The organism is Spiroplasma phoeniceum P40 (genome assembly GCF_003339775.1).
GTDB lineage: Bacteria > Bacillota_I > Bacilli_A > Mycoplasmatales > Mycoplasmataceae > Spiroplasma > Spiroplasma phoeniceum.
On sequence record NZ_CP031088.1, the window covers coordinates 269,363 to 293,168 of the forward strand.

Annotated in this window: 27 protein-coding genes and 1 pseudogene; 14 read left to right on the plus strand and 14 right to left on the minus strand. The window is 24.7% G+C overall.

What is annotated here, in order from left to right; genetic code table 4:
* Positions 1–147: 147 nt before the first annotated feature.
* From SDAV_RS01840 to SDAV_RS14575, 9 genes and pseudogenes are all read left to right on the plus strand, one after another.
* Positions 148–507 carry a hypothetical protein gene (locus SDAV_RS01840; protein WP_114564307.1) on the plus strand — a complete coding sequence of 120 codons (360 nt, stop codon included), beginning with the start codon at positions 148–150 and terminating at the stop codon, positions 505–507.
* A 2-nt stretch (positions 508–509) separates the two neighbouring features.
* Entirely contained in the window at positions 510–1,613 is a 1,104-nt protein-coding gene (locus SDAV_RS01845; RefSeq protein ID WP_114564308.1) for a hypothetical protein, read from the plus strand.
* A 41-nt stretch (positions 1,614–1,654) separates the two neighbouring features.
* A complete protein-coding gene (locus tag SDAV_RS01850) occupies positions 1,655–2,116 on the plus strand; it encodes a hypothetical protein (RefSeq protein ID WP_114564309.1) in 462 nt (153 codons plus the stop codon).
* A gap of 12 nt (positions 2,117–2,128) precedes the next feature.
* On the plus strand, positions 2,129–2,656 hold the full coding sequence (locus tag SDAV_RS01855) for a hypothetical protein (RefSeq protein WP_114564310.1): 528 nt from the start codon (positions 2,129–2,131) through the stop codon (positions 2,654–2,656).
* Positions 2,657–3,059: 403 nt separating this feature from the next.
* Positions 3,060–3,269 carry a hypothetical protein gene (locus SDAV_RS01860; RefSeq protein WP_114564311.1) on the plus strand — a complete coding sequence of 70 codons (210 nt, stop codon included), beginning with the start codon at positions 3,060–3,062 and terminating at the stop codon, positions 3,267–3,269.
* Positions 3,270–3,290: 21 nt separating this feature from the next.
* Positions 3,291–3,455: a hypothetical protein gene (locus SDAV_RS11740; protein ID WP_186823436.1), complete on the plus strand. Its 165-nt coding sequence runs from the start codon at positions 3,291–3,293 to the stop codon at positions 3,453–3,455.
* Between the two features lie 131 nt (positions 3,456–3,586).
* A complete protein-coding gene (locus tag SDAV_RS01865) occupies positions 3,587–3,955 on the plus strand; it encodes a hypothetical protein (protein ID WP_114564312.1) in 369 nt (122 codons plus the stop codon).
* Positions 3,955–4,191, plus strand: a complete 237-nt coding sequence (locus tag SDAV_RS01870) for a hypothetical protein (protein WP_015967964.1) — start codon at positions 3,955–3,957, stop codon at positions 4,189–4,191. Before SDAV_RS01865 ends, SDAV_RS01870 begins: the two co-directional genes overlap by 1 nt.
* Positions 4,192–4,202: 11 nt before the next feature.
* A pseudogene (locus SDAV_RS14575) lies at positions 4,203–6,213 on the plus strand (spiroplasma phage ORF1-like family protein).
* A gap of 359 nt (positions 6,214–6,572) precedes the next feature.
* Here the strand turns inward: SDAV_RS14575 and SDAV_RS01880 are convergent.
* From SDAV_RS01880 to SDAV_RS01940, 14 genes are all read right to left on the minus strand, one after another.
* Entirely contained in the window at positions 6,573–7,532 is a 960-nt protein-coding gene (locus tag SDAV_RS01880) for an HAD-IC family P-type ATPase (protein WP_245938459.1), read from the minus strand.
* 244 nt (positions 7,533–7,776) lie between these two features.
* Positions 7,777–9,021, minus strand: coding sequence for a replication-associated recombination protein A (locus tag SDAV_RS01885; RefSeq protein ID WP_114564313.1), 1,245 nt, complete (start codon positions 9,019–9,021; stop codon positions 7,777–7,779).
* A gap of 184 nt (positions 9,022–9,205) precedes the next feature.
* On the minus strand, positions 9,206–10,246 hold the full coding sequence (mreB, locus tag SDAV_RS01890) for a rod shape-determining protein (RefSeq protein ID WP_114564314.1): 1,041 nt from the start codon (positions 10,244–10,246) through the stop codon (positions 9,206–9,208).
* A gap of 1,349 nt (positions 10,247–11,595) precedes the next feature.
* Complete coding sequence (locus SDAV_RS01895) at positions 11,596–11,988, minus strand: hypothetical protein (protein ID WP_114564315.1); 393 nt, start codon at positions 11,986–11,988, stop codon at positions 11,596–11,598.
* Positions 11,989–12,224: 236 nt separating this feature from the next.
* Positions 12,225–12,791: a hypothetical protein gene (locus tag SDAV_RS01900; RefSeq protein ID WP_114564316.1), complete on the minus strand. Its 567-nt coding sequence runs from the start codon at positions 12,789–12,791 to the stop codon at positions 12,225–12,227.
* 27 nt (positions 12,792–12,818) lie between these two features.
* Positions 12,819–14,300 (minus strand): Mbov_0396 family ICE element transmembrane protein, encoded by a 1,482-nt coding sequence (locus tag SDAV_RS01905; protein ID WP_114564317.1) that lies wholly within the window; start codon positions 14,298–14,300, stop codon positions 12,819–12,821.
* A 6-nt stretch (positions 14,301–14,306) separates the two neighbouring features.
* Positions 14,307–14,618, minus strand: coding sequence for an Mbov_0395 family pilin-like conjugal transfer protein (locus SDAV_RS01910; RefSeq protein WP_114564318.1), 312 nt, complete (start codon positions 14,616–14,618; stop codon positions 14,307–14,309).
* Complete coding sequence (locus SDAV_RS01915; RefSeq protein ID WP_245938460.1) at positions 14,606–14,809, minus strand: hypothetical protein; 204 nt, start codon at positions 14,807–14,809, stop codon at positions 14,606–14,608. Before SDAV_RS01915 ends, SDAV_RS01910 begins: the two co-directional genes overlap by 13 nt.
* 156 nt (positions 14,810–14,965) lie before the next feature.
* The gene (locus SDAV_RS11745; protein ID WP_004028635.1) at positions 14,966–15,127 is read right to left on the minus strand and encodes a hypothetical protein; all 162 of its coding nucleotides are present in this window, start codon (positions 15,125–15,127) and stop codon (positions 14,966–14,968) included.
* A gap of 15 nt (positions 15,128–15,142) precedes the next feature.
* A complete protein-coding gene (locus tag SDAV_RS01920) occupies positions 15,143–17,809 on the minus strand; it encodes an Mbov_0397 family ICE element conjugal transfer ATPase (RefSeq protein WP_114564320.1) in 2,667 nt (888 codons plus the stop codon).
* Positions 17,810–18,302: 493 nt separating this feature from the next.
* The gene (locus SDAV_RS01925; protein ID WP_114564321.1) at positions 18,303–18,752 is read right to left on the minus strand and encodes a hypothetical protein; all 450 of its coding nucleotides are present in this window, start codon (positions 18,750–18,752) and stop codon (positions 18,303–18,305) included.
* Between the two features lie 108 nt (positions 18,753–18,860).
* Positions 18,861–18,986, minus strand: coding sequence for a hypothetical protein (locus SDAV_RS13880; protein ID WP_281268826.1), 126 nt, complete (start codon positions 18,984–18,986; stop codon positions 18,861–18,863).
* A 98-nt stretch (positions 18,987–19,084) separates the two neighbouring features.
* Positions 19,085–19,372 carry a hypothetical protein gene (locus SDAV_RS01930; RefSeq protein WP_114564322.1) on the minus strand — a complete coding sequence of 96 codons (288 nt, stop codon included), beginning with the start codon at positions 19,370–19,372 and terminating at the stop codon, positions 19,085–19,087.
* A gap of 570 nt (positions 19,373–19,942) precedes the next feature.
* Positions 19,943–20,434 carry a hypothetical protein gene (locus SDAV_RS01940; RefSeq protein WP_114564324.1) on the minus strand — a complete coding sequence of 164 codons (492 nt, stop codon included), beginning with the start codon at positions 20,432–20,434 and terminating at the stop codon, positions 19,943–19,945.
* Between the two features lie 524 nt (positions 20,435–20,958).
* Between SDAV_RS01940 and SDAV_RS01945 the strand changes: the two genes are divergently transcribed.
* The 5 genes from SDAV_RS01945 to SDAV_RS01965 all read left to right on the plus strand — a co-directional run bounded on the left by SDAV_RS01945 (position 20,959) and on the right by SDAV_RS01965 (position 23,730).
* Positions 20,959–21,219 carry a hypothetical protein gene (locus tag SDAV_RS01945; protein WP_114564325.1) on the plus strand — a complete coding sequence of 87 codons (261 nt, stop codon included), beginning with the start codon at positions 20,959–20,961 and terminating at the stop codon, positions 21,217–21,219.
* Positions 21,147–21,521: a hypothetical protein gene (locus tag SDAV_RS11535; protein ID WP_151202497.1), complete on the plus strand. Its 375-nt coding sequence runs from the start codon at positions 21,147–21,149 to the stop codon at positions 21,519–21,521. Before SDAV_RS01945 ends, SDAV_RS11535 begins: the two co-directional genes overlap by 73 nt.
* Before the next feature lie 99 nt (positions 21,522–21,620).
* Positions 21,621–22,088 (plus strand): hypothetical protein, encoded by a 468-nt coding sequence (locus tag SDAV_RS01950; RefSeq protein WP_114564326.1) that lies wholly within the window; start codon positions 21,621–21,623, stop codon positions 22,086–22,088.
* Between the two features lie 53 nt (positions 22,089–22,141).
* Positions 22,142–22,573, plus strand: a complete 432-nt coding sequence (locus SDAV_RS01955) for a hypothetical protein (RefSeq protein WP_114564327.1) — start codon at positions 22,142–22,144, stop codon at positions 22,571–22,573.
* A 512-nt stretch (positions 22,574–23,085) separates the two neighbouring features.
* Complete coding sequence (locus SDAV_RS01965) at positions 23,086–23,730, plus strand: hypothetical protein (RefSeq protein ID WP_222611573.1); 645 nt, start codon at positions 23,086–23,088, stop codon at positions 23,728–23,730.
* Positions 23,731–23,806 lie beyond the last annotated feature (76 nt).

Sequence of the window (23,806 nt, forward strand, 5' to 3'; positions counted from 1 at the left end):
TTAACAGCAGATGATTATGTTTGATGACCTTTATATTATCAAGGTTCACCATCAAGTTATGATATTACTACAACAGATATTTATGTTGATATTTATATTGCTGGTAAAAATAATGCAACTGGTGTTGCTCAAGTTCAGTATTATAAAGTGCAAAAAGTAAATCAAATAAGTATTAAACAATTTAATAAAGATAATATTGGAACTTTAAAAACACCTTGATATAGTGATGTTCCTGATTTAACTAAAAAAGCAGATGTAATTACTGAAATGAATACTGGTTTTATTAAAGCAATTCAAAAACTTAATGCTGATTTAACAACTTCAGATTATATTGTTAATATTTTAGATTATGATCATTCAATTTTTATTGATAGAGATGAGGGTAATTTTAGCAATAATGTTTCGGTACCATATAGTTTAATTGGTACAAATTGATTAACTGGTGAAACAACAGGAATGGAAATTACAGTTCCAGCAGCAACTAAAAAAAACCAAAATAAAAAATAAAAGTGCCAATTGGAACAACAAAAACTGCTCTTATTTATGCTGTTAAAACGCCAACCAGATTGTCAATCCAACAACAAAAAAGTTTTGATTTACAATTATTAGAATTTTTAGGAATACAATTTTTAGCACTTGGTTTATCAGTTTTAACTGGTGGGATTGCTTCTGCTGTTGGATTAGGTGCGGGATTATCTAATTTTGCTGCTACCCTTATATCGTTTGGAGTAGAAACAGCAACTGATTTTAAAGTCAATCAAATATATGATAAATTAACCTCAGAAGTTACCGCAAAAAGTACCGCTTTAAATTTATTGCCAGCAATTGGGGGTATTGGTAAATTAACTCGTGCTGCTAGAATAACAAAAGTTTTAAAATTAGAAAAAGAAACTAAATTACTTGAAAAATTAGGAATAGTAACTGCTAAAAATTTAGAAGATGTTGTTAAACAAGTAGCGGGTAAAAAGATTTTATTTAATAAATTAATATTTGATTTTACTAAACAAGCAAATAATGAGAATTTATTATATACAATTGGAAAATTAGCACGAAATGATTTTTCTAAGGGTTTTAAAATTTCTAATTTAGGGAAAATTAACAATCTATTAAAAATTGAAAAAAACTTACAAAAAATAAGTCCAAAGTTGGTACAAAAAGCACCTAGATTAACAAAAAAATATCAAGGATATGTTAATAATTGATTATCAGAATATGGTTTAAATTTTGAAAAAATAACAAAAATAAGTACTGATGAATGATATAAAATTATGACTGATTTACATAAAAAAGGAATTGCTAAAAAATTATTATTAAATGTTAATTTAATGCGAGCAAATAAAATATATAAAAATAAATTAGTTAATTTTATCCATAAAACTCCAATCAAATTAAATAAAATATTAGAAAAATTAGAAAAAATAAACCCAAATTTTTATATTCAAAAAGCAACTAAAAAAATATTAGCACCAATTGAAAAAAGAATAATCAATATTAAACAAAAAGTAATTCAAAAAATTAATGAAAAAACTAGAAAAGTATTATCTAAATTTGAAACCAAGGCTATTCAAAAAGGACAATTATTACCATTTGCTTATGGTTCTGATTTTTTTTAGCAGTTAAAATTGTTCCAATAAGTGTTGCAGGTGAAGTTGCTTTGACAATATATTATAAAAATCCTAAATATTCCCCAATTGTTGTTACTACAACTGTAATTAAAGCAGAGCAGTTTATTTTAGCAAAAGAACCTTTTAAATTTTATATTAATAGTGAGTGGTTTATTGGTTGGGGATTTAAAAAAACAAGTTTATTTAATTTAGTATCTTTTGCCCCAGTTGTTTATCACCAAGTAGTAAGAGATAGTTTTAAAACATATCGGACAATTGCTAAATTTTTAAAGTTAAGAGAGCAAATAAAAAATAATTGGAACAAAAGTGAAATGTTAAAAACTGTTGAAGATAGTGTGGCAACTAGTTTATTAGGTAGTGGATTAGTTTTTAAAACATATAAACAATTTATAAAAAACAAAAATTTAAGTAAAACAATTAAATCAAAAACATTATTAAATAGTAGAAAATTTATATCAAAAAAAATATATTCTAAAAAAAGAAAATGATAAGGAGATGGTTAAATGTTAAATGAGTTATGAGATGGTGTTACTTTAAAAAACTATAATAATTTTAATCCAATGACAGGTAAAATTACCCAAGTTCCAGTTCGTTATAATAAATTTTTTAAAAATGATGTAGAATTGTGATTTAGAACTTTTGAAATAAGAGCACAAAATATGATTAATTCATATTTAAATTATCCTTTTACAAAATTAAAGTTTGAAACATTTAAAGACCCATTATTAAAGAAAATATGTATTAATATGGTATTTATTACTATTGAACATTGAACATTTAATCGGATCCCAGTTGAGTTTTTTACTTCTGCAACAATGAATATTGGTGATATTAATTATTATTCACAAAACGACCCAATGGCAACATGGCAAGGTCTATTGCCTACTTATGCAAAATCATTGGCTAATCTAACAACTTTAAAGAAAATGTTTCACACTTTTGAAGAAAAAGGAATTGATTTAACAATGATAGATTTAGAAGCATATTATACACAATTAGAAGTTTATACATTAATAGAAGAAAAAAACTAAAATTGATAATAAAGCAATTATTAAAAATAAAAATAATGAGTTATCAGTTCCTTTTGATAATGATACGATTTATTATAAAAATAATGTATGAAAAGCAAAACAAGGTGGTAGTTCAATAACAGTTAATGCCCCGTTACATCAAAAAGATGATAATAGTTTAGAATTATTATTATCAGATGAATTTGGTGTTAAAAATAATAAATTATCTTTAAATCAAAGTTTTAAAGATACTTTTGAAAAAGTAATAAAATGAATTTTTGATATAGGTAAAAAAATAAAATGAGAAAAAGTATCGATATCATATACACCTGGTAGTGCTAATTATATTGATATTACTGAATTTTCAGAAAAATATCGTTATCAAGTTTGAATATCACCAACTAATCGTAAAGGTGCTGAAGGTATGTTATGGCTTGAACCACCTTATTTTACAGAACAGAAAGAAAATAAAACTTTAGCAAAACATCAAGCAACTTGTTTTATTGATGATATGGATAAAAACCCTTATAGTATTGCTTTATATAATGCTACTGGTCGGGTTTATTTAACTAATGGTTCTAATGGTTCTAATATACCAATTAATAGTGTTCGGGTTTTACGACAAGAAGTATAGAAAGAAAGTGAGGTGTTATAAATGGATTTAAAAGAATATAAATCAGAAATTTTGTTATTAATTCGCAAAGTATTTATTTGAGGATTGGGTGCTATTTTAATAATAAGTGCAGTTGTATTATTTTTTTGTAAGGTATTTAAAGTAATTGATATTGAATGACCAGAATATTTTTATATTGGATTATAGTTGCTTATTACTGGGTCTTTTATTTATTTAATTGATAAAGTTTTTGATTTTTTTAAAAAAGACAAAAAACAAGATAGTAATTTGTATTTAATTACTTTATTTTTATTTTTTATAAAAACTCAACTTTTTTCTTACTACCTGAAAATAATAATAGTAATTGAGACAAGATTTTTAGTTTTGTTTTTGATATATTTTTGTTTATTTTTGATGTAATTTGAAATACAAAATTACCGATGACAAATACGTCAATTGCTTATTTTTTAATCTTTTTTATGGTTATTAAGTTATCTATTTATGCAATTCACGGGACATCAACACAATATAATAATTTAGGTTCAACAGTTAATAATGGTGTTTCACAAGTATATTCGTCAACTGTACGAAAAGGTATTAATGTTGGTAAAAATGTTTATCAGAATAGTAATAAGCAACAAATTAAAAAAGAACTTAAACGACAAAGTATTAGATATCAAGCAAAAGTTAAAAGAGGTGTTAAGTAATGATTAAATTAGTTTTATTGGTAGCGGCAATCGCAATATTTGGTACTGGTTTTATTACAGTTATTATTAATCAATTTACATCAGCAAAAAATATTATTATGGATTTATATAATTCTGATACTTGGTTGATTTGATTATTTGGCAGAATGGCAGTTTTGTTTAGTCATCCGTTAATGTTAACGATATCAAGTTTATATATTGTTGGGTTTATTGTTTCAAAAACATTGTATAGTTAGGAGTTGAGTTTATGAAAAAATCGTTATCTTTATTTGCCATATTTATTTTAAGTTTTTTAGGTTTGGTTATTCCATTTATTACTTTAACGGCGTTTAGACCCTTAAATGAGGAGCAATATACGCTTAAACAAGAAAGTAGTACTGGTAAAGGTATTAATGAAACTGATTTTATTAATACAATGTTTTTACGCAGTAGTTTTTTTGAAAATTGGTCGGAAACAAATTATTTTATTAATCCAACTTTAAAAACATCAAAAAAATTATCGTTTAATGATAAATGGTATTTGGATTTTTTACAAGATAGTTATTCTACGGGAGTTGTTTATAATAAACCTGGTGGAACATTTTTAAATTATTATCAACAATGACATAGTTTAAAAAATCAGTATATGGTTGATAAATTTTATGATGTTAAAAAGGAGAATTTTTTGGATGATTTAACTGATTTTATTTATGCTTTTGCCGTTAAATATAAGATGTTTGATGTATCTAAAAAAATTGTCGACAATGTTGACCGTTATAAAGAAAATCGTTATCCAAGAGTTAAGTTAAAACAAGATAATTGAAAAATTAATTACTGATTACAATTATTTTGATAATAATATTGATGATAATTGGTATTTTTTTATTTTAAAAAATGAAAAAGAAAGTAAATTAAAAGAAATAAAATTTATTAATAATAGTAATAATGCTTATGGAATTATTGAATCAAATGGTTTTATTTTTAGTAAATATCTTATAAAGAATTCTTATTTACAAAAAGGATTAATTAAAGGTCTTTATCGTTGAGATGGTAATGGTGAACCACAAATACCTACCATTGACAAAAATACCGGTAAAATTACTGATTGAAATAGTTATCAACAAAATCGTGTAAAAGAATTTATTAGTTTATCTTTATATTCTGTTTTGCGGAAAAATATTAGAGTTCAACAAGGTGGTAGTGCGGATTATGAAAATCAGAATAAGGTTGGAACAAAGCGGATAATTTTTGATTTTGAAACGGTTGACGAGTTAGATGTTAAAAATATTAAAAAAGCAATTTATCGTATGATTTTGACTGTTGATGAAGCAAATTTAATTATTTACGGTAGTTTGGAATTAAATAATATTAATAATGATGATTTAATTTTTAATTTTAGTTTTATGCGAACGGGAACTAGTGAAGTTTTTAATTTTAATGGTTCAATTTATTCATCATTAAATAGTGAAGATTTAAAGTATTATCAACAGTTTAGCGGTCAGTTTGATTTATCTAAGTTTTTACAGTCGTTTTTTGCAAGTGCTTTGGTGCCAGTGTTTCAAAATCGTAGTTCGTTTATTGGAAATGGATATATTGATAATTTACAATTTTAGTTAACTTTTTTTGCGTTGAAATTACAAAATTTTAATAATATTTTATTAAGTGAAAATATTAACGATAAATTACAATTTGATAAATATAAGCAATTAGATATTAAATTATATTCAGCATTTAAAAATAGGTTTTATGCGATTAATAATTATGGTAGTGTTTTTAATTATGATTTTTCGGTTACTAATAATTATGATATTAAGTTAAATTCGGGTTATGTTTTTGGCGGTAATTTACAAAATAAATATGGTTTGAAATATAAAAAAATTGAAGAACAAAAAAACGGTTATAATGTTTTTGAATTGCAAGCCCAAAAAGAGAATGATATGTACCGATATTATGATTATTTTGGAATTTATAACTGACAAGAAATTAATAATGGTGGGTTGTTCCCCGATAAGCAATGATTTCAAGTGCAATATATAACTCCTAAAGGTTGATGAGATTTTGAAACTCATATTAAAAATGCGGTCATTTGAATTGTTAATACTATTCCGGGAGTTAAACAAGTTAACGAGTTAGCGAGCGGTGTTGGTAAGGTTTTTGAAACAGTATATATTTTTTTTAGTCAAATATTTGAAGTATGAAAATTTAATCTAGCATTGTATAGTACAATAACAAATATCTTTTTATTAATTATCTTTATGAAATTTGTGCGATTAATATAAAAAAGGAACTGTTATTAAGTTCCTTTTTGTTCTTTTCAATCATTAATTTTACCGGTATTTTTGTCAATGGTAAGTATTTGTAATATATTATTAAGATATTATTAAGATATATCTTAAAAATATATCTATTTTAAAGATAACATAAAAAAAATGAAAACAAATAATTTTTAATAAAAAAGTTTTTCACTTTTTAACTAAAGTAAAAATTTATTATTAGCCATAATTTTACTTAAATTTTACTTTTATATTATTAAAAACTAATGAATTTAATAAAACTAATAATTGACTAACCCCCATTACAATTGCACCAATTAAATGCGGGATAATAACTCGCTAATGGAATTGAAATTAAATTATAACTAAAAACTCAAAAAAAGTTGAATCAAATTAAACTTCGTGTTAATTTTAATAATTGTAATATCACTATTTTGAATTGCAACTTCACTACCTTGCCCCATTGCAATTGCAAAATCAGCTTGTTTTAAATCAACTAAATCATTAATTCCATCACCAACATAAGCAATAACATTTCCTGCTGCTTGAATTTCTGCAACAATTGTTGCCTTTGTTAGCGGTGAAACATTAGCATAATAACTTGTAATTCCAACTTCATTAGCAATTGCCTTTGTTGTTTGTTCATTATTTCCACTAATCATATGCGTTGCAATATTTTTTTTAGTAAACTTTGTAATTGCTAATTGCTCATAAAACCGAATTGTATCCGTTAAGATAATCACATTCGTAATTGTTTTATTAATTACAAGGGCAATTAAAATTGGATTAATGACTGTTATTTTTTGAACTGCTAATTTCATTTGATTTTGAAAACCTTTGGCTACTGCTGTTTGATAAGATAATAATTGATACATTTGATGCTGGTAAACCCCGCTCACACCAAGCCCTGGTTGTTCTTGAAATTGTTCAAATGAAATTTCATCTTGACAATTAACAAAATAATGCTGAATACTTTTTTCAATTGGATGTGCTGATAATTTTTCTAAATTATAAATATATTTAATATTTTCTTTAGCTCCTAATAAATAATGAACAGTTAACTGACCATTAGTAATTGTTCCTGTTTTGTCAAAAGCAATAGCATCAATTTTAGTAATTTTTTCAAATGCATCGGTATTATTAAAAATAACTCCTTCTTTTAAAGATTTACCAAAACCAACCGCAACTGCTAAGGGGGTTGCTAAACCTAATGGACAAGAACAACTAATAACAGTAATGGCAATATCAATTGCTTTTGTAATATCATAAGGATGAAAAATAAAATATTGACATAAAAATGTAATAATCGCAATAAATAATCGCAATAATTAAAATAAATGGTGTAAATCATTTTGCAATTTGATCATAAATTCATTGAATTCGTGGTTTTTGACTTTGAATTTCATCAACTTTTTCTAAAATATTTGCTAAAACAGTATCAGCACCAACTTTTTTGCTTGACAATAATCTGGTACATGAATTTTTACGACTGTCATTTCTCTCATCCCCATTTCTTTAATTTTATTCTAGCACTAACAAAAAATAAACCAAGTAGTTCTTTCAAAAGTTCTACTTGCCTTTTTTTGTAAACCGTTCATATAACTCATTAATTCGGTTTTCATACACACTATGTAATTTTGGTTGATAATAAACTATACCGCGCATTTCCTTTGGCAGGTATTGTTGCGCAACATAATCATTTGGAAAATCATGCGGATATTGGTATCCCTGTCCATTTCCTAGTTTTTTTGCTGAAGCATAACTTGTATCTCGTAAATGATGCGGAATTGGATAAAGATTACCTTTTAAAACATCTTCATCCGCTTGATCTGTTGCTAAATAAGCACTATTTGATTTTTCACTTAAACACATTTCAACAATTGCTAATCCTAATGGAATTCGTCCCTCTGGTAATCCAATTTGACGAAAACTATCAATTGCTGTTTTGACATGGACCGCAATTGCTGGATTAGCCAAGCCAATATCTTCATAAGCAATAATTAACATTCGACGCAATAATGCTTCGTGATCACCACTTGCTAATAACCGTGCAAAATAGTGTAAAGCTGCGTCAACATCACTACCCCGAATTGACTTTTGCAAGGCTGATTTTAAATCATGATGTTCATCACCTTCTGCAAAATTAATTAAATTAGCCGTTGGGGCAATATTATTAATAATTGTTGTGGTAATTTCTTCTGCAGGATATAAATTTAAACATAATTCTAATATATTAATTGCAATTCGTAAATCACCACTTGCTAATTGACAAATTAATAGTAAAGAATCATTAGTAATTGCTAACGGTAATTTTTTATTTATAATTATTTTTTGTAAGCCAGTTAGCATTTCATCAACAGTAATTCGTTCTAATTTAATAATATTAGCTCGTGATCGTAAAGATGGATTAATCACAAAATAAGGATTTTCTGTTGTACAAGCAAACATAATTAAGTGTCCATTTTCTAAATACTGCAATAAAATATCTTGCCGATCTTTATTCATTCGGTGTACTTCTTCCACAATAATAATAAATCGTTCAAAATTTTTTGCTTGCTTAATAATTTTTTCTAAATCTTGTTTTTTATCAATTTCAGCATTAAAAATTGCATACTCAAGTTGTAAATCATTGGCTAATGCTCGAGCAATACTACTCTTTCCAACGCCCGGATCACCATAAAAAATTAATGAACTTGCATAATTATATTTCAACATTCGTGAAATAACACCATTGTGATCATTAATAAGGTGGCTTTGCCCAATTATATCAGTTATTGTGATTGGTCGTAAGACAAATGCTAATGGTTCAAACATTTTTTCGCTCCTAAGTATTTTTTTACATCATAACATAAAAAAACTGATAATTATCAGTTTTATAATAAACCAATGCTAATCTTGGCAATATTATTGGTTTTGATTTTAATTCATAGTTGCTCTATGCTGACCATATTTGCTATTTTGATATGCTCGTTAATTCTTATAGCAACTTGTAACATTCTTAATAATCTAATTCTTTTGTTTTCTGATGTTCTTGGCGAATAATATCATAAATATCTGATTCAAATTTTTTTGTTCCATTAATAACTGCTAATAATGGTTGTTCACCAATTTTGGCTGGTAATTGTAATGTGTCTTCAAAGTAGTGGTCAATTCCTTTGATTAAACCACCACCACCACAAATGGTAATTCCATTGCGGAAAATATCTCCTGCTAATTCTGGCGGTGTTTCTTCTAAGACTTGAACTGCTAAATCAATAATTCGTGATACTGGAACTTTTAAAACTTCCCGGATTTCTTCTGGCGTCAACTCAATTTCTCGTGGTAATCCTGAAACAACATCGCGTCCATACACTTTCATTTTTCGTTCATCACCATATTTTGCTAATGAACCAATTTCAATCTTAATCATTTCTGCTGTTTTAATTCCAATTTCTAAACCATATTGAGAACGAACATATTTTAGAATTTCAGCATTTAAATAATTTCCAGCAACTTTAACTGATTTTGATAATACAATATCCCCTGAAGCAAGAACCGCAATATCTGTTGTTCCTCCTCCCATATCAATCACTAAATTACCAAAAGGTTTATAAATATCAACCCCACCACCTAACGCAGCCATTTTAACTTCTTCTTCAACAAAAACTTTTGTTGCGCCTAGATTCATCGCGATTTTTCTCAAAGCATTTTTTTCTAATTCGGTAATAACTGATGGACAAGCTAATAACATAATTGAATTAGCTAATTGCTTGGTAACTCTTAAACGATTAAAAATATACTTTAATTGTGCTTCTGTTGCACGAATATCTGTAATAACTCCATCAACCATTGGTCGAACAATTCTAATTGTTTTATTTCCTTTTCCAATCATTTTATATGCTTCATTTCCGACAGCAATAATCATATTTTCTTTAATTTTATATGCCACAATGGATGGTTCATTATAAACAATTCCACTCCCTGAAATATAAACCAGAGTGTAAGCTGTTCCTAAATCCATTGATACAAAAGTTGGCTTTTTATTATTAAATATGGCCATATCAAATCCTCCTTAGTTAATATTATAATCTTTTTTCTTAGTAAAAACAATAAGTATTATTCGTAAACTAGTTAACGTTGGAATAAAGTAAGTATTTTTTTAATAGCCATAAATTTAATGGTTTTATCCCAAAAATAGTAAAAAGACTTTGCCTGGATTAGTAGCTTTTTTTGGACATTTTTTAAATAGACTTTTGTTTTCCTAACAGGTGATTAATTTATTTTTTGGATATTCATATAATTCTTTTTGTTATTAACTCTAATTATTTATTGGCAATAGAATTTTTCTTATTTCCATTTTTAACTTATAATCCATAGTCCCATTTTAATTTTTTCATCTTTTAAGTTCTTGGTAGTATTCATTATTCTTAGGTTTTTAATAAAATTAAGTAATTAGAAACAAATTAAGTTTCGCTTATGACTTAAATGATAACAAAATTTATAAAAAATTCAACTTTTTAAAAAAAATAATTTTTAATTAAATAAATAATTTTATAAAATTATGAATTTTAGAACAATAAAAAGTACTTTTTAAAGTTATTACTAATTTTAAAAAGTTTTTTATAAAGATAAAAATTGGTTTTGTCTTTTATTTAAATAAAAAATATTAAATTTAATTTTTTCTTTATTTTGAATATTTTTTTCAACTTTAACTTCATTAATTTTGCTATTAAGTCTTAACATTGAAGCAATTAAAATATTACAAAATGCAATGGGTTATCCATCTTTAAGCATCAAAATATTAAGTTTTAGATTGCATTATTCAGCAGATAGTACCTTTATTAAAAAAATAATATTATTATCTGTTAAACCGAAAAAATATAATAAATCACAGAAAGGAAATTATAAAAATTAACTAATTTTTAGGGAAAAATAGGTTAATTTTTAATTTTAAAGATACTATCTAATGAATAATGCAAATAAAAAAAACGCTTTAATAAGCGATTACTTTAATTTTTATTTAATTACTTTATTTATATTTTTTATAAAACCTAAGCTTTTTTCTTACTACCAAGTTCTTTGTTATTTTGTTTTTTCATATAAAAAGAACATCTCTTTAATAAAGTTTTAACATAATTTTTATTTTTTATGTCTACTTTATTTTAGATGCTCAAAAATTGATTTTTGTTTTTTATGTAAATACTTTTTAATTAATAAACGAGGGAGAATAATCTCTATGGTATTTGCTACGCTGTCTTAAATGTAAATGATAGATTATAACTTAAACCATTAAAATTAATTTTCACTGCTAATGAAACATTTTTGTTTTCCTCAAAATATTCTTTTTTAATATTTCCTTCTTCATCTAAATATTTTGCTTTATATTCATCGGAAGTAATTAATTTTTCTTTAATACCCAGTTAAGAATAAAGTTTCTAAACTTGTATTTTTAATTTTATAAATATCATATTGTTTTACTTCAACATGTTCATTGTTTAATAAAACTAGACCAATTTTTTCAACAATTTTTTTCATAACTTCTTTACGTTTTTCATCCGTTCATTTCGCCCCTAATTTTTGAGATAAAAGGGGAATAATATTATCATTTAAAAATGTTTCATTAACAAATTGTCATCCATCTTCTGTTTTATCAATGTCTTTAACATCTTTCATATTTTTTAAAACATTTGCAATTTCTTGGTCAATGTTATTTGTCTCTGTGTCTTTGTGACAAGCAGTCAGATTTCCACTAATTACTCCTGACAAAGCAAAAATACCAAATAAGGATAATATTTTTTTCATCTCTTCTTTTCCTTTCGTTTATTCTTTTAATAAAGTATTTTTCCATAGCTAGTAGAATACTATCATAATTATTAAGAAAATTATTTTTAAGATAATCATTTGCTGAAATAAAATAACTATCTACATCTTATGTTGCTAAATCATATTTTTATCATAAAAAAATAATTAATATTGTTAAATATTAATTATTTAAATTTTGCTGTTTAAAACCCATTTTATTATTTTACTTATTTAAATTAAGTTTCATTTTCATTTTCTTTATTTAATTTTTCTAAAATTTCTTCACAGGTTTTAATTAAATTTTTAACTTTATTAATTTCATCTTCACGATATGGGTCAGATGAAGTTGTCATTAATTCCAATTGTTTTTTTAAAATATTATTTTCATTTGTAATAATAGCAATTGCATTTTCTCTAATTTTTTTATCACTAAAATCACAATCATTTTCTAAAAATAAAATTTGGTAATCACAATCATAGACAATTGCTTGATATTCATACATTTCAACCATATTTGCATCTATTATTTCTTGCAATTCAGAACACATTTTTGAACTACCACATATTTCCTGGATTGATTCTGATGAATTTAGTTCATCAATTTCTTTTTTTGTTTTTTCAAATAATTTTTGATTTTTTTCTTTTAATTGCAAATAATAATTGATATCTTTTACTTCTTCTGGTGGCTCAATTGGTTTTAAATTAGGTGGATTTGAACCATAATCAAAACTTTTACATCCAAAAGTATAAATTGTTAATTGCATTGGTATACTGCATAACAAAATTCACAATTGTTTTTTCATAAGTTTTATCTTCGTGCTAAGTTTGAATTAGCGTTCTTTTCTTTTGGCAGTTTTATAACCTCGTTGAACATGCTCATAAGAATGTTTTTTAACTTGTTTGATTCCTTTTGTAGCAATCTTCATAGATTTTCTACCAAGATAATTTGCTCCAGCAAGGGCTTCTGTTTTCATAAAGTTTTTAGTTTGCTTAAAATTTTTCTTAACTTTTCCAAAACTTCCTGTTGATGTTGGATTAACATCATATGAATCTCCTCATGTCGCTTTTGTTGATTCTCATCCATTTTTAACTGCTCAAATTGAACGACCAAGAGCATTACCTCCAACCCGCAATCCTTTTCCAAGCATTCCTAAAGCTCCTGTTCTTGTTTCTAAAAAACTTAGTGGCGTTATCCCTTGGCTTTGGTTTTGACTACCGCCACCACCACTAAACGTATCCATCCCGGGCAGTCCTGCCATTCCCGATGAATCTTTTTTATGTTTCTTTTTCGCAAAACCAAGTGCTTTTTTAGCAACCTTCCCGGCTCCCATTGCAAACATACCAGCTGCCATTGTACTACGAATTGAATTAAGACCATCTGACATTCCAATTGCTTCACCAATAAAAGCTGAAAGTAAATTTGTAATGCCTCAGACACCTAGTGCTCCTCCTAAAATACAAATAATTTGTAAAAGCATTCTTGCATAAACAGGAAAATCAGAAGGACCAAAATTAGGATTTGAAATAACATTAATATATATCATAAAAATATAATAAGCCACCAACGCTGTTGATGCCGCTAACATTTTTGATAACACCATATCTTTTCATGTTAGTGCTCTTTTTCCTTCATCTTGCACCATCGTTGCCATTACAACTGGAGCAACTATAAAAAGAAATAATAATTCAAAAATCTTTTGTGTTAATGACATTCCCAACATTGCAATGGCGAACAGAACAAACCAAACGGAAAAAATTTCAATAATTAAACTTCAATCCATAATATTACTTGGTGGCCCATAATCGCCTGGTTTCCCTGCAACAACATCACTATTTCCAATTCAATATAATACATCAGCTAAATTTTGGTCGCTAGTTCCAAAAATTGTACTTAATATTCCCATAAACCAAGTAATAATTCCATTTAAAAAGAAAAAACCAATTGGAATAAAAAGAACAAAGATTCCAGCTAAACCAGTATATTTAAAGCACGCCATTAGTCTTGGCTGCATTTCTTTTGCATCTTTAAATTGTAATGTTAAATATTGGGTAATAAAAATTATTACTAAGAAAGCTACTGAAACAATGGCAAATTGCCAAAATGCAGTTGGAATATTTGACCAAGAAAAGCCTTCTTGTGAGTTAAATAATAAACTAAAAATTATTCCTGATGATAAAAATTCAAGAACTTGTGTAAAAACTGAAACCAACCCTAACGGGCCGGTAATAAAGATTCCTCATACTGCTTTATATATCCCAATTAAAATTCAGTCAATGATACCTAAAAAAGGTAAATTAAATATTAATTCCATAAATCCCTACTTAGTAGGAGGATCATAACTTCCTGAACTATTAATTAATTCTGGTAATATTGTGTTAATAAATATTGGTGCAAAAATACATAATGCTAATCCAAAAACACATCAACAGACAGCATATATTTGAATATTTCGTTGTTCAGGATCATCAGCAAATTTTTTAATTTTTAAACCATGTTTAATAATATATAAAATACAAATTGCTCCAGCAATAATTGAAACTGGTGATAATATTGCATTTAATAATACAACTACTAAATCGGCAGTTTTTGAAAAATCAGGTGCATTAGCTAGTAAACTTAATAAACTCATAATAATTCTCCTTTTGTAGCAATTTGTATTCTTAAAATTAATTTTAATATTTTACTTTTTAATTTAATAAAAAATTGTTTTGGAGCCTTTTTATTAAATTTGCAAGATGATTTATCAATATTAACATTATGATAAACCATCTTTGCTTCTTTTTTTAATTGTGAACTAAATGGTTGTGCCTTGTTAATCAAAAATATCCCCTGCATATTTTTCCCTTTCCTTTTGTAATATTTTAATAAGAATTATTAAAATATAGATTGTCATTTACCAAATAACTTTTTCTCATAAAATAAATGGTCATTTACAAAAATAAACTTATTACTTTTAACAAATAAATTAAAATATTATTATTCGTCATCACCAAAGTAATTTTGAATTCCTTTTTTAATAAGATGCTTAATTACATAAGCTAATGAATGTTCATCATCAATAAATTTTTGTAATTCCTCATATAATTCAATCGGAACTTTCAATTGTACTTTATAAGATTTACGTTTTAGTCTTTCCATTTTTCTTCCCTCATTTTAGTTTTCTAATAATTTTATGCCAAAGGCTTGTTGCTCAAAATCAGATAATTCCACATGTAAACAATGGCGATTATAATCTGTCACCATAAATAACATATCCCCTCGTTGTGCACCGGCACAAAAATTAATTTCTGATTCCGATAAACCTCCACTTGCACTATATAATTCACTTACATCATGTAAGTCTTTTTGTTTTAATTTTAAAATCCCAACATATTGCGCATTATTAAGAATGGCAGATGCTTCTCGTTCTAATTCGGCAGTCATTCTAAAATCGGTTAGATTTTGTGTTACTAAAATTACCCCGCCATTAAAACCACGGATCATTTTTACTGTTTCAAATAAAAACTTTAGAGCTTGTGGATTGTCTTTATCAATAACAATATGTGCTTCATCGACAGCTAAAATTATTTCATTGTATGTATTAAATCGATTATTATTAATTTCTGTTCGAATATAATTAAGCATTAAAAACATTTGTGCTTTTAAAACTTTTTGTTTTGAATATAGTGTTTGAATATCTAAAATATTTAATAAATTATCATCTAAGGTAATAGTTGAATGTTTATTCCATAATGCAGCATATTTCCCATAACCAGTAAAATCATATTGAATAATTTTTTTAATTTTGTGGAGCATTTCTGCTTCGCCAAGATCTGGTTCTAGTTTTGTTAAAAAATTAAGTAAATCATCAAAAATTGGTCAATCATTATTTTCCATTTTATTAAATTTTTCTTCATTATTAATACCTAGTTTTAAATATAAATCTAAAATTCGTTGTGTTAAAAAACCAACTTCGTCCATTTTTAAACTTGGATGGGTAAAATGAAAAAATGTTTCTAAAATTTGCAAATGGTCACCAATGATTGTATTAATATTTTGATATTGGTCAATTTTTGCATTAATTTGTAATGGATTAAAATTTCCTTTATGCCCAGAACCAACATCAATTCAATTCCCATCATGATAATCGCAAAGTTTTCCAAACTCGCGCTTTGGATCAATAATAATTACTTTTCTACCATTAATGATATGATAATTCAAAAATTTACTAACAGTTGTCGTTTTACCACCTCCTGTTGTGCCAATAAATAGCGCATTTGAATTTTGAAAATCACCACCACGTTTAAATTGGTCAGTAAAAATTACATCACCAGTAGTGTTATAACCAACAAATAATCCTTTTTCATCTTCTAAAGCGTTATTTAAAAATGGAAATGAATTTCCTAATGTTGCACATGGCATTTCATAAGAATTATGATATGCCATTGGATCAGTTGGTTTTGGTAATAAGGCACTATACCCACTTATTTGTCGAAAAAATAAATAATCCATTTTCATATTAAGACTTTTTAATAAAATATGTAGTCTTTCTTCTGATTGTTTTAACATATGTAGATTAAAACCATAATTTAAAAAAATAATATTTACCCGTTTAATTTGTTCTTCACCTGATGCAATTAATTGCACTAAATTTTCAAACGATTCATATTCACGTTCTTTTTCTGAACGATTAACCGTCTTTTTAACAGAAAAATAATTAGTACGGGCATTAATCATTGCTCGATGTAATTGTTCTTTAACTGCATCAAGATTTGTATTCGAAATATTAAAAATAACTGTACTATCTGTTGTACATAATTTTGCAGCTCAACCATCTTGTGGATAGATTGGATAATTTTGGATTCCTTTAATAGAAAATTGCGCATCATTTATGCGAAAACCACTTTTAGTAAAGGTAATATTATCTAATGCTAATAATTCATTAACATTATCTTGATACTCATCAATTTTTTCATTTGAAAACTTTTCATCAAATGGATTAAAAATAAGTTTAATTGTATTAACTAATTCATATTTATCCAAATCAATAGTTCGCAAATTAGTTTCCGTTAACTTCATTTTGATAATATGAATATCTCGTTCTAATTTGCTTATTGAAGTATCATATACAAATAAGACAAATACTTTACTAGTAAAAGAATAACCTAAAATACCAGCTTGATCTTCATAAAGTTTTCGATAACCTTCTAATTGTTCAAAACGACTTTTGTATCCTTTTGCGGTTAAAATTTCATCTCTACGAAGATTAATTAATTTATCAACTGTTTTATCTAAATTAACAATATTTTTTTCTAAATCATAAGGTTTTTCAATTTTTACTAAACTTAATTGACAATCTGTTAAACGAAACATATTTGCCAATTGGTTAAATTTTAATAATTGTTCATTTGTATCTAATGTTGTAATATTAAGTCCTTTAATCTCAATTGCACCAACATATCATTTTTTACCACCTTCTAAAACAGTAGTTTCAATACACATGTCATGCAATTTCTTATATGGCATTAACAAGGATGTGTTATTATTTTTACTATAAATATAAAACTTTCTTTTTTTAGCTAAAAAAACAAATGCTCGAAAAATTATAATATAAATTTTTCCACTATATTTATCAGAATGAATTAATGTCATCATTAAAAATAAGAAAAAAGTAATACCAATAATTACTCTTAACATTATTGATAATGTGATTAAATTGTAACCTAACATAAATGCAAACATTGCATATGTTAAAGTTAAACCTAAATCAACTAACGAAAAATTATCCTTTAAGCGTAGTTTTTGTTTTTTCAACTGCGGTGGAATAATACTGTTATTCATTTAAGTTTTCCTTTATCGCGAAAAGGGTTTAAAATTATAAGCATTTTAACTATTAAAAATTAATATGAAGTTTTACTTTAAAATTATTTGTTTCAAAAAATATACATATTAATCTTAACATATTTATTTAAAAAATTTTATTAAAATTAAAAAATTTTTTATTAAGTTGTATAAAGGCACTATTGAGCATAAAAATAAATTATTACGAAGATACCCTAACAATAGAGATTTAAATAAATACAGTAAGGAATATGGCAAAGAAACAATGCTTTTATATTAAATAAAAGATTAAAAAAACTAAACTTTAAAACACCTTTAGAGATTTAATAAAACTTGTAAAAATATATAATAATTACAAATTAGATTATGTATTAAAAATTCTTTTAAATTCACTATTTTTTTTGCTTCGTTTCACAATTTATAAGACACAATTATTTGCTTAAGGATAACATTCTCCAGCTATGATATTTCAAATGTTCCTCGTACACTAATTTTATTTTATTTCAATTTGTAAATAACTCCCAATTGTATTTGTTACAATTTTTCAACCATGGGTAGAATTTGTTAAAAAACTATTATTTATTATATGAAAATTATCAAATAACACTTTAATTAAAATATTAATATCACTATCATCAAGTTTTCCACCTCATCCACTATGATCTTCTTTGTGAAAACCAGTAATTTTCTCTTTTATTTTTTTAACAAATTCTTGATAATTACTAGAATATTTTTGATAAATTTCAATTATTGTTTTTCATTTAACCGAATCAATACTCAATTTTAGTTTATCATGTGCTAAAAATTGATAATATTTTTCAATTTCATTATATTGATTATGTGATTCATGTTTAACAACAGTTGTTTGATTTGGACCAAAAATTCAATAAAATAATCCTGTTCCAGCAAGAACTAAACCACCAATGATTAATGATAATCCCAATGTTTTTGGGGCTAAACTAGCACTAAATGCTGCTTCTATCCCAATAATGCTTCCTTCACTAACAACAGATACTGTTGCTTCAGTTGTTAATGTTTCAGCAGCGGTTAATTATACTGTTTCACCTGCTGCTATAGTACTAATTTGTGGAGAAGATACCATATTTTTAAGATAATTAGTAGCTTTTGTTAAACTCTTTATTGGTGATATACCAGTTAACTTAGAAACCCCTAACAAACCACCCCCTGAAATCAAGGTAGAAGCAATGACCCCAGGATCTTTATCATTATGTTCAATATTAATTCCAGCGGCATAAACTGTTGTTCCAACTTTTTTTATTTTTTCTTTAAATTTTTTTGTTCATCATCTGGTAAACTTTGATAATGCTCATTGATTGCATCTAATCTTTGCTGCTTGTCTTCTTTTAAAATTAAATTATATTGTTCAACTATTTTACGATTTTGTTTATTAGTTTGATTATTAAATGTATTTTTTAAGTCAATTATCATTAATGGTACATTTGTATCCGGTAAAAGAAATGCTTTCATACTAATATTTGTTAATAAATTTTCAATATTTTGTAAATTATTTATTGTCTCTTTTTCTAAACCTTGTTCTACCATTTAAGTTAATTTAGTAAAATTATTATCATGTTCAATTAAATTAATATCTAAATTTTTGTTATGGTCCAAACTAGATTGTTCATTAGCTTGATTTAAAAAATGATATTCACTATTAGTTTTATCTTTTTTAGTTATAAATTTTTTTATTAAATTAAAATTTATTATATTAAAAATGACTTTCTTTTTTGATATTCTAAAAGAAACAACAATTTTCTCTTCGCACAGATTTCCATAAATAACAGCAAAATACTCATTAAATACATCAATATGAGAAATATCACTTTCTCTGATATGCAAATTATAGTTAAGAAAAGCTCTTTTAATTGTTTCAGCATGATTATTAGGTAATTCTCCTAAATCAGTAGTAGTTGTTAAAGAAGATAAAATAAACTTATCTGCATTAAAATTTACTTCAAAGGGTTTATTATCGTTAATAATATATGTTTTTTCATTATAGTATACAGAATCATAAAGACTAACTATTGCACTAGTTTGTTTTATTTATAATATCTCTTTAACTAACGCATTTCTTATTATTAAAGGATTAAGATTTTTGAATTGCTCGAATATTTAATGCCTGCAATTAGTTTCAAGGTGTTCTAAATTCCGAATTGGAACAACTTTAGATAAAGTAGCAACGAGATTATAATTAATTGTAAAAGTATTAATTCTAGAAATTATTCTATTTGTTCCTATCATAATACTTTGTTGTAAATGTCCTGTTGCCCTTGTTTCTGTAATACTATCAAAAATAAAGTTTTCCAAAAAAGCTGGCTGTGAGAAAATTGAGTGATTTAATGCCTCTAAACGATTACGAATATGTTCTTCATCAATATCAAAAAGTTCAATATCACCAATATTAACTGTTGATGTTAATTCTGCCAATGACTTAGGAGTATTTCTTTTCTTAATGTTATGACCTTTTATTTTAAAAATTACTTTTTTATTTAATAACATTTGGGGATAAGATATAGAAGTTTCTTTAATTTTAAGATATGATCAAAAAATATTGTCTAAAGCATTATAATTATCTTTTGGTATTTCTAATTCAACTTCTTCCATTTTTGCTTTTAGTTATATTGCTTTTATTGCAAGTAAAATTGCTTCTGGTTTATTTTCGTTAATAGTGCCAAGATCTTTTATTGCATTAAGGGGTTCTGCAGAAATTCATTCTTTATAATCTGTAGATTTAATTTCTATAATTCCATCTATTAATACATAAAAGTCATTTCTTAAATTGGCTTTTTTTGCATTATCTGATAATAAATAAAAATTATTAGCTAATAAATTTGGAATAGTTCCAAAAGTTATAGTTACACTAATTAATAAGTGTAATATTTTTTTTCATTTTTTTCTTCCTTTCTTTTATTAGTAAATAGTTAATTCTAAAACATTGTATCACTTTATTATTTTATTAATAGATTTGTTGCACTTGCATTTATAATTTACATAAATAAATCTTAAAATCGGAAATTATAATATAATTATAAATAATATCAATTACAATGTTATTTATAATTATATTAACTATTAAGTCTTATTATTCTAATAAAATAAAAAATATTTGAAAGAAAGGACTTTAAGTTATGAAAAAATTGTTAATTTTATTAGGAACTATAGTAATTACTGGTAATGGTATGACAGCAGTCATCGCTACTAATAGTAAAAATTTAAAAATAATGAAAAACATAAATAAAACAGAATTAAACAAACTTAATGTTATTAATGAACCAATAAGTTTTGTTAAAAAAATTTATAATAATGATGATTCAACTTGAACTTTATCAGTTGTTTTATCAAAAGAAAAATTATTGGATATAATTGGATTATATGTTCAAAGCACATAATATATTTTTATAAAAAAACTAAAGAAATATTAGCAGAAATAAAAGAGAATAGTGTAAATTTATCTGCTGCAGATTTTGATGATAATGCCATTGATGCTTATGCTCATACATTTTTCAAAAATTTTGTTGAAATTTGTAATTTATTTGCAAATTTAGGGAAAAAACAGAAAATTATAACTATTTTATTTATTGAAAATGGAGAATGAATAAAAAATTCTAACTTATTTGAAATTATCGGAGAAAAAAATCAATGAGAAAAAAATGGCCCACCAATAGATTCATATTCTGATAGACGAGGATAATAATATTATTGATTATGCAGAAAAACTATTTATGAATGAAAAATATAAAAATATATTCATTAGATATTGAAATACGGATACTATTTTAAAAAAAAATATATGAAAAAAAATATAAAAATAATTGATGAAGAAATTGAAACAGATATTAGTAAATTTGAAGAATGATTTATAAAAGAAATAAAAACAGATTTCAATAATTCTAATTATTTTTTAAATGAAATTATGCATTCAGATGAAGAAAAAAATAGCTTTGTTGAAAAAATTTATAATTATAATAAATCAATTTGAAATTTATCTATTGTGTTATCAAAAGAAAAATTATTAGATATAGTTAACATATTATTTTCTCAAGATTTTAATAAAAATAATATGTTAATAAAAACTAAACAAATAATAACAGTAATAAAAAAAGATAGTATTAATTTATCTGCTGCAGATTTTGATGTTAGTAATGGTGAATATATTAAAGATGAAAAAACAACAATAATTATTGGTACAAATAATGATTTAAATACAAATGAAATAAAGAGTACGCAATTAATGCCAAGTATAATAATAAAAATATAGGAAAATATTGTAGAATAAATGGTAATGTAGTTGAAAAGTCAACATTTTCTAAAATGAAAATTAAAATTAATAAATTAACTTGAACTATAATAAATATTATTTATTTTTTAACAAAAGATAAAAATATTTTTATTAAAAAAATAACAAATTTATTTTTTAATCCCTCAACATTAATAAAATTAACTTCAACTGTACTTAAATCATTTGCTGCATTAATTTGAAACCACTTTATTGATTACTTTACTTGATTTCAAAAGTTAAGAATAGATGAGTCAATTCGTATTACTTCATTTACTAAGAATCCAGAGGGATATTGATATGGTAATAATCCAGAATTGTATAATCATATTGTGGATAGTAATAATATTATTATTAATTGAGAAACATTTCATAATCGAAAAATAGAGGGTAATTCAGAGAATTTAACATATCAGCACGCTGAATTTAAACGTAGAAAAAGAATATACAATAAACAATTAATATAAAAAAGGAACTGTTATTAAGTTCCTTTTTGTTCTTTTCAATCAGTAATTTCGCCGGTGTTTTCGTTTATTGTTGGTGTTGTTGGTTCACCATTACCATCTCAACGATAAAGACCTTTAATTAATCCTTTTTGTAAATAAGAATTCTTTATAAGATATTTACTAAAAAAACCATTTGATTCAATAATTCCATAAGCATTATTACTATTATTAATAAATTTTATTTCTTTTAATTTACTTTCTTTTTCATTTTTTAAAATAAAAAAATACCAATTATCATCAATATTATTATCAAAATAATTGTAATCAGTAATTAATTTTCAATTACTATTTTCTGGTGGTTGTTGTACTTGTTGCAGTTAATCCGATTGCTCCTATTATGCTAAGTCATTTTTTAATATATATTGCTCCTTTTTATTTTTTTATATATAATTGATTTTATACTATATCAATTATATATCAATTATTCGTATTAAATATTAATTTTATATATTTTTGATGGTAGGTGTAAAATAATGAAATATATTATTAATAATTTTAATTTGTTTGATTTACAAGCAAAATTAAAGAGTTTTTTGAGTAAAAATTATAAAAATAAATATTATAAAAGAATAAAACAAAAAATATTTTCATATATTAATTTGTGTAATGATTATTATGTTAATAGTGGTAAATTTTTATTGAAAGATTTAATTAAAAAATATTTTAAAAATAAATTTTCAACTTTTTATTATTGAGCGAATAAAATTTTAATTGAATATAAAAATAATGATTTTGATGAATTATTATTAAAATCAACGTTACCACATAATATTAATTATCAATATAGTAATCATATTAGCAAAAATATTTGTTATTTATATTTTGAATATTGTAATAAACATGCTGGTGGTGTTTTATCTTTGTTTTATAATTTAAAAAAAGGAATTCATGGAGAAGAATTAAAAAATAAAGCACCAAAAAATTTAAAAATATTTTTTCGTTGACTTAAAAAAGATGAAAGATGATTAAAAATAAAAAATAAAATTAAAGAAATTAAAAAACAACATCCAAGATATGAAGTTAAAGAAATAGGTTTATTACAGATGGACGCTAAATATTTTGTACCAAGTAAATTTCCAGTTGATAAAAAGTATTATGTTTATGATTTTATTGATTAAAAAACAAGATTAGCATTAGGATATGTTTATGATAAATTAAGTATTGATAATGCTATTGCTGCTGTTAAAAAAGCAA